Consider the following 11,428-nt stretch of genomic DNA (forward strand, 5'->3'; position numbering starts at 1 on the left):
GGCAAAATGGATATTCGTGATCTGAAACTTTTTTTGCATTTAGCACAGAGCTGCCACTTTGGCCGTACCTCTAAAGCCATGCATGTCAGCCCTTCAACGCTTTCTCGACAAATCCAGCGCCTAGAAGAGCAATTGGGTCACCCATTATTTGTCCGTGATAATCGTTCGGTAAAACTCACACAAGCAGGGGAGCACCTAAAACAATTTGCCCAGCAAACTTTGTTGCAATATCAGCAACTGCAGCATGCCCTTAACCAACAAAGCCCATCTCTCAGTGGTGAGTTGCATCTTTTTTGCTCAGTCACTGCCGCATACAGTCATTTACCACAAGTTTTAGATAAATTCCGTGCTTTGCACCCATTAGTCGAAATAAAGCTCACCACTGGCGATGCCGCGGATGCGGTAGAAAAAGTGGAAACCCATGAGGCAGACCTTGGTATTGCAGGCAAACCTGAGCGTTTACCCGACAATGTGCGTTTCACAAAAATTGGTGAAATCCCATTGGTGCTCATTGCACCATCACTGCCTTGTGCTGTACGTTCGATGGTGACTGAAGCAGAACCTGATTGGTCAACGGTACCGTTTATCCTGCCAGAACATGGCCCATCACGAAAACGTATCGAATTATGGTTTCGCCGCCATCACATCAATAACCCTGTGATTTACGCCACCGTGTCTGGCCATGAAGCGATTGTATCTATGGTTGCACTTGGTTGTGGTATCGCGTTGATCCCAAGTGTCGTTGTGGATAATAGTCCTGAGCCTGTCCGTAGCCGTATCTCACAGCTCGACAATATTTCAATGGTGGAACCCTTCGAACTCGGCGTTTGCCTATTAAGCAAACGCCTAAGTGAGCCACTAATTAAAGCATTTTGGGAGCTACTCCCAGACAACTCAATCTAAGGTTTTTTGACTATCTTGTGGCGCTAGGAAAAAACGAAAAGAAGGATTGCCCGTCTCGTCGTGGTATTCGTATCCTAGTGCATCAAGGTGCCTATCAAAGCGCACTTCTGGCCCCGCAAGTTCAAATGCCGCCAGCACTCGTCCATAATCCGTGCCATGGCTGCGGTAATGAAAAAGCGTAATATTCCAGTGGGTTCCAAGCGTCTCTAAAAATCGCAGTAACGCTCCTGGAGACTCTGGAAATTCAAAGCTATACAGTCTTTCATCTAACGGTTTAGATGGTCGACCGCCAATCATGTAACGTACATGAAGCTTCGCCATTTCATCATCAGATAAATCATCAACATCATAGCCATTGCTTCTGAGTTCTTGGATAATTTCTGCACGTTCACCATCACGACCACTTAAGCGCACCCCAACGAAAATACAGGCACGCTCAGGGTCTACATCCGTATAACGGTAATTAAACTCCGTGATTGCACGGTGGCCTAATAGCTGGCAAAAGCGTAAGAAACTGCCTTTTTCCTCAGGGATCGTCACCGCCAACAGCGCTTCGCGTTGTTCTCCAATCTCACAGCGCTCAGATACATAACGCAGCCCATGGAAATTCATGTTCGCACCAGACAAAATATGCGCTAAACGCTCACCTTTGATGTTATGTTGTTGGACATATTTTTTCAGCCCTGCCAGTGCTAAAGCGCCTGATGGTTCTGCAATTGCGCGAACATCTTCAAAAATATCTTTCAGTGCTGCACAGATAGAGTCGCTATCCACAGTGATGACATCATCGACATATTGTTGGCACAATCTAAACGTTTCATCACCAATACGTTTAACTGCGACACCTTCCGCAAATAACCCGACACGAGGTAAATCAACGGGGTGACCCGCTTCTAACGCCGCTTTCAAACACGCTGCATCTTCCGCTTCGACACCAATGATTTTAATTTCAGGCATTAATTGTTTGATGATAACCGCCACACCCGCGATTAAACCGCCCCCGCCAACAGGGATGAAAATACGGTCGAGATGCACGTCTTGCTGTAATAATTCCAGCGCAATAGTGGCTTGCCCAGCAATTACCGATGGGTGATCAAAAGGCGGGACAAAGGTATATCCCTCTTCTGCCGCCATCGTGATCGCTTTCGCTTTTGCTTCATCAAAGTTTGCACCGTGTAAAATGGCTTCACCACCAAAGCTACGAACTGCATCCACTTTGATATCCGCGGTTGCCACTGGCATGACAATTTTGGCTTTAACACCCACACGGCTTGCCGACAGGGCGACACCTTGAGCATGATTCCCCGCTGATGCCGTCACAACGCCTTTGGCTTTCTGCTCTTCCGTTAACGTTGCGATCATGGCGTAAGCCCCACGTAACTTAAAACTGTGTACAGGCTGCCTGTCTTCACGTTTAACTAAAATTGTATTGCCTAAACGTGCAGATAATTTATCCATTTGCTGAAGCGGCGTAACTTGAGCCGCTTCATAGACTGGCGCACTCAGCGCCGCCTTTAAATAATCAGCACTTGTAGGTGCTGCGGGTAATGGTTTTGCCGCTGCCACATCAGCCCCCTAATTTTGACTTATCGCGCACAGCGCCTTTGTCTGCACTAGTTGCTAAGGAAGCGTAGGCACGCAGTGCAAAAGACACTTCGCGCTGACGATCGCGTGGAGTAAAGGCCTTATCACCACGGGCTAATTCCGCCTCACGCCGTTGGTTAAGTTCGCTTTCACTGACATCCAGCACCATCGTTCTTTTTGGAATATTGATATCAATAATATCACCATCTTGAACCAGAGCTAATAAGCCGCCACTGGCTGCTTCTGGCGAAATATGGCCAATAGACAAACCTGAACTACCACCCGAGAAACGGCCATCAGTGATAAGCGCGCAGCTTTTACCCAAGCCCATTGATTTCAGGTAGGACGTTGGGTACAACATTTCCTGCATGCCTGGCCCACCTTTTGGCCCTTCGTAGCGGATCACTACCACATCACCTTCAACGATTTTACCGCCTAAGATGGATTCAACTGCATCATCTTGACTTTCAAATACTTTTGCAGGGCCACGGAACGTTAAGCTACCCTCATCAACCCCAGCTGTTTTGACGATACAGCCATCTTCCGCAATATTTCCAGATAAGACAGCAAGACCACCATCCAAACTATAAGCATTCTGAATATTACGGATACAGCCATTTTCACGGTCAGTATCCAGCGAAGGCCAACGGCAATTTTGTGAGAATGCTTTGGTGGTACGAATACCTGCAGGGCCTGCGGAAAACATAGACTTAACACTTTCGTCTTTCGTCAGCATGACATCATACTGCGCCAATGTTTCTTGGAAAGTCAGCCCTAAAATATTAGTGACATTTTCTTGCAGTAAGCCTGCGCGGCTCAGCTCCCCTAAAATACCAATAACCCCACCTGCACGGTGAACATCTTCCATATGGTATTTTTGTGTGCTTGGTGCCACTTTGCATAAATGCGGAACTTGACGAGACAAACGGTCAATATCTTCCATCGTAAAATCAACATCAGCCTCTTGTGCTGCTGCCAGCAAGTGAAGAACGGTATTCGTCGAGCCCCCCATCGCAATATCAAGGGTCATGGCATTTTCAAACGCCGCTTTATTGGCAATATTACGAGGTAACGCACTTTCATCATCTTTTTCGTAATAGCGTTTCGTTAGCTCGACAATACGTTTACCTGCGTTGATAAATAAGGTCTCGCGGTCAGCGTGAGTCGCTAATAACGAGCCATTACCTGGCTGAGATAACCCTAATGCTTCAGTTAAGCAGTTCATGGAGTTAGCCGTAAACATACCAGAGCATGAACCACAGGTTGGGCAAGCAGAACGTTCGATTTGTTCGCTATCTGCATCACTCACATTCGGGTTTGCCCCCTGGATCATCGCATCGACTAAATCCAATTTAATAATTTGGTCTGAAAGCTTGGTTTTCCCTGCTTCCATCGGACCGCCAGAAACAAAAATAACTGGGATATTAAGACGTAATGACGCCATTAACATACCTGGGGTAATTTTATCGCAGTTAGAAATACACACCATAGCGTCCGCACAGTGTGCATTAACCATATACTCGACAGAATCGGCAATTAATTCACGGGAAGGTAAGGAATACAGCATTCCGCCATGCCCCATGGCAATCCCATCATCAACCGCAATTGTATTAAACTCTTTCGCTACGCCGCCTGCGTTTTCAATTTGCTCTGCAACCAGTTTGCCAAGATCGCGTAAATGTACGTGACCAGGTACAAACTGAGTGAATGAGTTAACAACTGCAATAATGGGTTTTCCAAAATCAGCATCGGTCATTCCAGTTGCTCGCCACAATGCGCGTGCCCCCGCCATATTACGACCATGTGTTGTTGTTGCTGAACGGTACTTAGGCATATCTTTAACTCCCGTGTTTAAAAACAGGCGGGGAACGTCCGCCTGTAACATCTATTTCAATTTAGTTATTGAGGGTTTACTGGATCTAACCAGCCCCATTTGTCTTCCGTTGTACCATTAAATAAACCGAAGAATGCTTGTTGAATTTGTTTAGTCACTGGGCCACAACGACCAATACCTACTTGGATACCATCAACGCTGCGTACAGGGGTAATTTCTGCTGCAGTACCCGTCATAAAGACTTCATCCGCAAGGTAGAGAGATTCACGTGATAGTGTTTGCTCACGGACTTCAATACCCATATCTTTTGCTAAGGTTAAGATCGCATCACGAGTAATACCTGGTAATGCAGATGATGTGAACGGAGGCGTATATAAAATTCCATCTTTCACTTCAAAAATATTTTCCCCAGCACCTTCAGAGAGATACCCATGAACGTCTAAAGCGATACCTTCTTGATAACCATGACGACGTGCTTCGCTACCCACTAATAAAGATGATAAATAGTTACCACCTGCTTTTGCGCCAGTAGGAATGGTATTCGGTGCAACGCGATTCCATGAAGAAACCATCGCATCAATTCCCTGATCTAGGGCTTCTTCACCTAAATAAGCACCCCACGGGAAGGCAGCTAAGATGACGTCAGTGTTATAACCATCTGGTGGGTTAACCCCCATGCCAACATCACCAATAAAAACTAATGGCCGGATATACGCACTGACTAAGTTATTTTTGCGTAAAGTCGCACGACACGCTTCCATTAACTCTTCTACGCTATAGCTGACAGGCATACGGTAAATTTTTGCAGAATCGTGCAAACGTTGCATATGCTCACGGTGGCGGAAAACGACAGGCCCTTTGTGAGAATCATAGCAACGGACGCCTTCAAACACTGATGTACCATAATGCAGAGCATGAGACATAACATGAACCTTTGCATCAGCCCATGGCGTCATTTCACCGTTAAACCAAATAAAGTCAGCTTTCTTAGTCATTTTAATCTTCCTTACATTGCACTTTGTGTGCGTAATAGTCGTGATTCTTGTTGTAGCACTTCAACTTCTGTAATGTCGGAAAGCTTCGTTAACTGAGCGCAAAGCTGGGTTAACGGCCTCTGACTACTTACAGTCAGTTCAATATTAACATTATCGCCATCTGATGATTGTCCCATATTCATGGCATTTATCTTAAATCCACGATGGCGAGTGACCCTTAATATACGCTCTAAAACCTCAGGACGGAAACGGGCCAATATCGAGAGTTGATGTTGCATCATAATGGTTTCTCCATCATTTTTTCATTACTCGCCCCTGGTGGAACCAGCGGCCAGACGTTTTCTAATTCATTAATTGATACCTGTAATAGATAGGCACCTTCGCTATTCAATAATTCATCTAATGCTGCATTTACTTGCGACTTATCCGTAATACGCTGCCCTTTAATGCCAAACGCACTGGCTAAAGCAACAAAATCGGGGTTATCTGTTAATATCGTTTCGCTGTAACGTTGTTCAAAGAACAACTCTTGCCATTGGCGAACCATGCCTAAGCGTTGATTATCCAATAACAGAATTTTGACAGGCAATTGTTTGCGTTTGATGGTGCCTAATTCTTGAACATTCATCATGAACGAGCCGTCCCCAGATACGCAAACAACGGTATCTTCAGGTCTCGCTACTTGCGCGCCAATAGCAGCGGGAATACCAAAACCCATCGTGCCCAAACCGCTTGATGTTAAGAAATTTTCAGGGGCATCCACCGTAATATGCTGCGCTGACCACATTTGATGTTGCCCTACATCCGTTGTAACAACCGTGTTCGGTTTCATTTTATCGGACAGTTGTTTCAATAAGAGTGGTGCATAAATAGGTTCACCTGGGTGGTCATAACGCCAACCAAATTCTGTTTTCAGCTGCTGAACCTCGGCTTGCCATGGTGCAATGGCTTTTTTCAGCATTAACTTTGGCAATAACACTTTTGCATCACCGTGTAAGGCTACATGGGTTTGGCGCAATTTATCCAATTCAACGTGGTCGATATCGATATGAATGACTTTGGCATTTGGTGCAAAGGTATTTAATTTCCCAGTGACACGATCATCAAAACGTGCTCCGACGGCGATAAGCAAATCACAGCGTTGAACAGAAATGTTAGCGGCTTTCGTGCCATGCATGCCTAACATTCCCAAGTAATTTTCATCTGCTGGATCTGGCGCGCCTAACCCTTTTAATGTTGAAACAGAGGGTAAGCCAGTGTAGGCGATAAATTCCCTTAACTCCGAAACCGCACCCGACATCCCTACACCACCACCGATGTATAACATGGGTTTTTCTGATTGTTCCAACAATGCTCTCGCTTGCTGTATCTCAATCTCAGGGAATGACATTTCTTGCTCTACTGGCATTAAGAACGGTGATAGCTCTGCGTGTTGTAGCTGAATATCTTTCGGAATATCAATCAGTACAGGTCCTGGACGCCCACTATTTGCGATTGCGAAAGCTTCAGCAAGAATGCGAGGCAAATCTTCTATCGATTCAACTAAAAAGCTATGTTTTGTACAAGCCAGAGACAAACCTAAAACATCAATTTCCTGAAAAGCATCCGTCCCAATAAATTCAGAAGCCACTTGACCAGTAATGGCGACAACGGGAACAGAATCTAACAATGCATCTGCTAATCCTGTTATAACGTTTGTTGCACCAGGGCCTGATGTCGCGATACAAACTCCCGTTTTACCCGTTGAGCGTGCATATCCAATTGCTGCAATAACCGCACCTTGTTCATGTCTACACAGTAAATGTTCTACACCCCCATCATACAATGCATCATAAACTGGCATAATTGCTCCCCCAGGATAGCCAAAAACCGTATCAACTCCCTGAGTTCGCAACGCTTGAACCAACCACTGTGCTCCGTTCATGCTTTTCTCCTGTCTGCCTACTTTTTATCTGTTTGTATTTATTATGTTTTGTATATTTTTTTGGATTAACAAAATTTGTGTCAAAAAAAACCCCGCGCCTTTCGGTGCGGGGTTCTCGTAAGATCTGGCTGTTATTTTAGCCTTCGTCGTCCAAGTGCAGCCCCGCACGGTGGGATAATAATCACCACCACGCTAATAATAATTAGGCTAACTGCTTGGATAAATGCGTTCATGAGTTTTACTTTTTTAACTTTATTTGTTGTCCTTATTAAAGAGGTATCATTTTAAAATCATTTTGACAACTTTTATTTAGGTTATTTATTATCAAAATATTTATCTTAAATAAATTCATGCAGTTAAGTAAAAAACAGAACAATATGCTATAAGAATAGTAAGAAAGCAGTAATTACCCATGAATTAGATAGCATAATCAGCTGTATCCCCCATAACCTTTTAATAAAAATGGTTCAATCTCACTTCTCCCAATTGATTATTTTTTCTTTAGCGTATCCAATGCTTTATCAAAATGCACAATGACAAAAAAAACATCAAGCCGAGATATACCAACCCCTCAAAGCACCCCCCAAAAAAATGAAACAGCTAAGTCACTAAACAAATAAATTATCGAGTGGCTTCGCAAATAGTATTTTCATCCATTAAATATCAGCTAGTTTTTAACAGAATATTACTCTGTTATTTATATCGGAGGTTTTATGGCACTAGCGATTGTTTACACTAGAGCTTCGATAGGCATGGAAGCACCACTTGTCACTGTTGAAGCTCATATTAGTAATGGGCTTCCAGGGCTAACATTAGTCGGTTTACCCGAAACAGCCGTCAAAGAATCCAGGGATAGAGTCAGGAGTGCGCTACTCAATAGTGGGTTTGAATATCCCGCAAAAAAAATAACGGTAAATTTAGCACCCGCTGATTTACCAAAAGAAAGTGGTCGCTACGACCTTGCTATTGCAATTGCGATACTCGCCTCATCAGGCCAGATCCCACATGATGCATTAAAAAAACATGAATTTTTAGGTGAACTGGCACTTTCTGGTGATATTCGTTACGTCAATAGTGCTATTCCTGCGGCACAAGCCGCATTAAAACAACAACGCATATTAATCATTTCAACTAAAAATCGGCATCAATTAAATTTATTACCCAATAAAAGCGTTCAGTTTGTAAGTTCTCTGCTAGAACTTTGCCATTATTTTAATGGAAACAATGAGCTTGAGTTTAACTACCAGATAAATCAACCACCCCCATCAGCTAAAAATGAAGATAACATCAACGATATTATTGGCCAAGAACAGGGTAAGCGAGCACTTGAAATTTGTGCTGCAGGAGGACACCATTTACTCCTTTTAGGGCCTCCTGGAACAGGTAAAACAATGTTAGCTAGCAGGCTCATTACACTATTACCCGCTCTTACGCCTCAGGAAGCACTAGAAGTCGCTTCGCTACATAGTTTAAGTCAAGCTACTCAAAGTGCTATAGATTGGCCAATGAGGCCATTTAGAGCTCCTCATCATAGTGCATCAGTGGCAGCGCTAATCGGTGGTGGCTCACTTCCCAAACCAGGGGAAATATCACTCGCTCATCACGGTATTTTATTTTTAGATGAATTACCCGAGTTTAGCCGTGCTGTCTTAGATTCATTAAGAGAACCTCTTGAGTCAAAAGAAATTAGTATCTCTAGGGCAAAAGCAAAAGTCTGTTACCCTGCCAATTTTCAACTTATTGCCGCACTAAATCCAAGTCCAACAGGGCATTATCAAGGTGCAATGAGCCGTTCCTCACCAATATCTATTCTACGTTACCTTTCCCGCATATCAGGCCCATTCTTGGACCGATTTGACCTTTCCATTGAAATTCCTTTGTTGCCTATAGGTTCACTCAGCACCCCAAACCCTCAAGGAGAAACTAGCGAGCAAATACAACAGCGCGTCATTGACGCAAGAAATAAACAGTTAGCACGGGCAGGGAAAATCAATTCTTTACTAACATCGAGAGAAGTGACACAGTTTTGCGCTCTCAACTCTAAAGACGCTTTATTCTTAGAACATGCACTAAACAAATTAGGTCTTTCTATCCGAGCTTGGCATAAGATTTTAAAGGTTTCTCGAACCATTGCAGATCTTAAGGAATGCTCAAATATTGAACGGGTGCATTTATTAGAGGCTCTTGGCTACAGAGCAATGGATAAGTTATTGCTTCATTTGCAAAAACAAGTAAGCTGAGGAGAGGAGAAATAAAATATGCTCCACCGTACAAAATAAAGGGACCGAAGTCCCTTATCTTATACGATGGTGATATTAGTCATCTGTATCAGTATAGTCTTCCGAAGGATCTATCTGTGGTTTACCGCCAGATAGCGTGTGGAAGCGTTTTGGACGATTAATACGACTAGAATATTTTACCCAAACTTTTTCTTCTGGAGTAACTGGCTCACGCTCACCGCGGCAAACAGCAACGAAGAGTTTTTCCTCGTCAGTTTGTGCAGCACGTTTACCTGTATCAAGCTCGTTAAAAGCTTGACCTAGGCGTTCAAGCAACTGAGCTTCTTTAATGGTGAAATCACCATGACGAGAAAAGCCACGTGGGTAATGCTTATTATCAAAAAAACGATTAGTCGTGATGAAGCTATCTGCCATCTGACACACTCCTAACTTATTGCAGTCAAACTCTATATGGCGCGGAGTATTAGACAGCATTGACAATCTGTAAAACAAAACATTTAAATCATCACGACAAAAATAATTGGAGATGTATGTGGACAGCGAGTTATTGAGAACTTTTTTAGAGGTAAGCAAGACTAGGCACTTTGGTAGAGCAGCTGAATCACTCTACTTAACGCAATCTGCTGTCAGCTTTCGTATCCGACAGTTAGAGACTCAACTTGGCACCAGTTTATTCACTCGCCATAGAAATAATATTCGATTAACCGCCGCTGGTGAGCGATTAGTACCGTATGCTGAATCGTTGATGAACACCTGGTTACAAGCCAAAAAAGAAATTTCTCACGCATCACAGCATACAGAGCTTTCAATCGGTGCTACCGCTTCTCTATGGGAAGGCTACCTCACTGACTGGGTGGAAGCGCTTTATACTCAGCATGATGAATTACGATTAGAAGCTCGAGTGTCGACCCGACAGTCTCTCGTAAAACAGCTACACTCAAGAGAATTAGATTTGCTAATTGCCACTGAGCCGCCAAAAATGGATGAGTTCGAAAGTACGATTATTGGAACTATCGAGCTGCAACTAATGGCTTCACAAAAAAATATTGCTTTGACAAATTACAATTACATAAAACTAGAGTGGGGGGCTGATTTTCATCCAAAAAATGAATCTGCACTAACTCAAGATGATACACCAGTGATGATCACGACATCCGCTCATATTACCCGTCAATTACTTCCTGTATCGCTTTCAGCGGCATTTTTACCCGCACATTGGATACATCAATATCCTGCACTAAAAACGCTGTCAGAATCCCCTATAAGTAAGCCACTCTATGCCGTATGGTTACAAAAAAATGATCAACAGGCTCTTATTAATCAATTAATTAAAACACCAATAAAAAATGCGCCGTTGCACGAAACTAATTAAGCAAAATGAATTATTTGCTCATTCTGTTTCTCGATGATGGTATTAAATACCCTAAAACATATTCTATCTGCTTAAGGTGAACTCAAAAGCTATTAAAATAGAGCCTAAGATAGGTTTTTATTGATAAATAAGGGCGTACTAACTCCAATCGCACCCTTACCCTTAATTTAATTTTCTGAATCCTTTTAGCAAAATGCAGAAGCGCGGATTTCTTTATTCTGATATCGCCCCTGTCCTTGATATTCAAATATAACTGACCAGAGAGATAAGTAAGAATCGAGTATCATACTAATACGATGGAGTAATTTGATTATATATCAATCACTAAAAAGTGATAATTAATAGCATTTCTGTGAGAATTTGAAGAAAGCAAGAGTGGTAATAATAAACAAGGAGCAATAATGAAAGGGTGTTCGTAAAATTTAGATAAAGAAAAACCCGATTAATATAACCGGGTTATCAATAGATACTTCTTTTATTATTACTTAATTGGTAACTGGCAGGGGCGGAGAGACTCGAACTCCCAACACCCGGTTTTGGAGACCGGTGCTCTACCAATTGAACTACGCCCCTAAA

10 protein-coding genes and 1 tRNA gene are annotated in these 11,428 nt (G+C 43.1%); 3 read left to right on the forward strand and 8 right to left on the reverse strand.

Features of this window, described 5'->3' with window-relative positions; all coding sequences use genetic code 11:
- Nucleotides 1-6 precede the first annotated feature (6 nt).
- Nucleotides 7-903 (forward strand): HTH-type transcriptional activator IlvY, encoded by an 897-nt coding sequence (gene ilvY, locus PR808_RS14880; RefSeq protein ID WP_206083058.1) that lies wholly within the window; start codon nt 7-9, stop codon nt 901-903.
- On the opposite strand, the gene ilvA is transcribed toward ilvY, so the two are convergent.
- The 6 genes from ilvA to ilvL all read right to left on the reverse strand — a co-directional run bounded on the left by ilvA (nt 895) and on the right by ilvL (nt 7,473).
- Nucleotides 895-2,469 (reverse strand): threonine ammonia-lyase, biosynthetic, encoded by a 1,575-nt coding sequence (ilvA, locus tag PR808_RS14885; RefSeq protein ID WP_272539563.1) that lies wholly within the window; start codon nt 2,467-2,469, stop codon nt 895-897. The genes ilvY and ilvA overlap by 9 nt on opposite strands.
- Before the next feature lies 1 nt (nt 2,470).
- The gene (gene ilvD / locus PR808_RS14890) at nt 2,471-4,321 is read right to left on the reverse strand and encodes a dihydroxy-acid dehydratase (RefSeq protein ID WP_206083056.1); all 1,851 of its coding nucleotides are present in this window, start codon (nt 4,319-4,321) and stop codon (nt 2,471-2,473) included.
- A gap of 65 nt (nt 4,322-4,386) precedes the next feature.
- Nucleotides 4,387-5,316, reverse strand: coding sequence for a branched-chain amino acid transaminase (locus tag PR808_RS14895; protein ID WP_206083055.1), 930 nt, complete (start codon nt 5,314-5,316; stop codon nt 4,387-4,389).
- An 11-nt stretch (nt 5,317-5,327) separates the two neighbouring features.
- The gene (gene ilvM, locus PR808_RS14900) at nt 5,328-5,597 is read right to left on the reverse strand and encodes an acetolactate synthase 2 small subunit (protein WP_206083054.1); all 270 of its coding nucleotides are present in this window, start codon (nt 5,595-5,597) and stop codon (nt 5,328-5,330) included.
- A complete protein-coding gene (ilvG, locus tag PR808_RS14905) occupies nt 5,594-7,240 on the reverse strand; it encodes an acetolactate synthase 2 catalytic subunit (protein WP_206083052.1) in 1,647 nt (548 codons plus the stop codon). Before ilvG ends, ilvM begins: the two co-directional genes overlap by 4 nt.
- A gap of 131 nt (nt 7,241-7,371) precedes the next feature.
- Nucleotides 7,372-7,473, reverse strand: coding sequence for an ilv operon leader peptide (ilvL, locus tag PR808_RS14910; protein ID WP_071524553.1), 102 nt, complete (start codon nt 7,471-7,473; stop codon nt 7,372-7,374).
- Between the two features lie 480 nt (nt 7,474-7,953).
- Here ilvL and PR808_RS14915 point away from each other — a divergent pair, with 480 nt between their 5' ends.
- A complete protein-coding gene (locus PR808_RS14915) occupies nt 7,954-9,480 on the forward strand; it encodes a YifB family Mg chelatase-like AAA ATPase (RefSeq protein WP_206083050.1) in 1,527 nt (508 codons plus the stop codon).
- 75 nt (nt 9,481-9,555) lie between these two features.
- Here PR808_RS14915 and PR808_RS14920 read toward each other — a convergent pair whose 3' ends face one another.
- Complete coding sequence (locus tag PR808_RS14920) at nt 9,556-9,894, reverse strand: DUF413 domain-containing protein (RefSeq protein ID WP_206083048.1); 339 nt, start codon at nt 9,892-9,894, stop codon at nt 9,556-9,558.
- Between the two features lie 112 nt (nt 9,895-10,006).
- On the opposite strand from PR808_RS14920, the gene hdfR reads away from it, so the two are divergent.
- Nucleotides 10,007-10,852 carry an HTH-type transcriptional regulator HdfR gene (hdfR, locus tag PR808_RS14925; RefSeq protein ID WP_206083047.1) on the forward strand — a complete coding sequence of 282 codons (846 nt, stop codon included), beginning with the start codon at nt 10,007-10,009 and terminating at the stop codon, nt 10,850-10,852.
- 497 nt (nt 10,853-11,349) lie between these two features.
- Here the strand turns inward: hdfR and PR808_RS14930 are convergent.
- Nucleotides 11,350-11,425 (reverse strand) — tRNA-Trp (locus PR808_RS14930).
- Nucleotides 11,426-11,428 lie beyond the last annotated feature (3 nt).

The organism is Providencia sp. PROV197 (assembly GCF_028479625.1).
In the GTDB taxonomy this organism is placed as follows: domain Bacteria; phylum Pseudomonadota; class Gammaproteobacteria; order Enterobacterales; family Enterobacteriaceae; genus Providencia; species Providencia vermicola.

Excerpts from the sequence above, each read along its gene's own strand:
- ilvL (WP_071524553.1), bottom strand. The coding sequence starts at position 7,473 with ATGAACGCATTTATCCAAGCAGTTAGCCTAATTATTATTAGCGTGGTG.
- PR808_RS14895 (WP_206083055.1), bottom strand. The coding sequence starts at position 5,316 with ATGACTAAGAAAGCTGACTTTATTTGGTTTAACGGTGAAATGACGCCA.
- ilvY (WP_206083058.1), top strand. The coding sequence starts at position 7 with ATGGATATTCGTGATCTGAAACTTTTTTTGCATTTAGCACAGAGCTGC.
- ilvD (WP_206083056.1), bottom strand. The coding sequence starts at position 4,321 with ATGCCTAAGTACCGTTCAGCAACAACAACACATGGTCGTAATATGGCG.
- ilvG (WP_206083052.1), bottom strand. The coding sequence starts at position 7,240 with ATGAACGGAGCACAGTGGTTGGTTCAAGCGTTGCGAACTCAGGGAGTT.
- PR808_RS14915 (WP_206083050.1), top strand. The coding sequence starts at position 7,954 with ATGGCACTAGCGATTGTTTACACTAGAGCTTCGATAGGCATGGAAGCA.
- hdfR (WP_206083047.1), top strand. The coding sequence starts at position 10,007 with ATGTATGTGGACAGCGAGTTATTGAGAACTTTTTTAGAGGTAAGCAAG.
- ilvM (WP_206083054.1), bottom strand. The coding sequence starts at position 5,597 with ATGATGCAACATCAACTCTCGATATTGGCCCGTTTCCGTCCTGAGGTT.
- PR808_RS14920 (WP_206083048.1), bottom strand. The coding sequence starts at position 9,894 with ATGGCAGATAGCTTCATCACGACTAATCGTTTTTTTGATAATAAGCAT.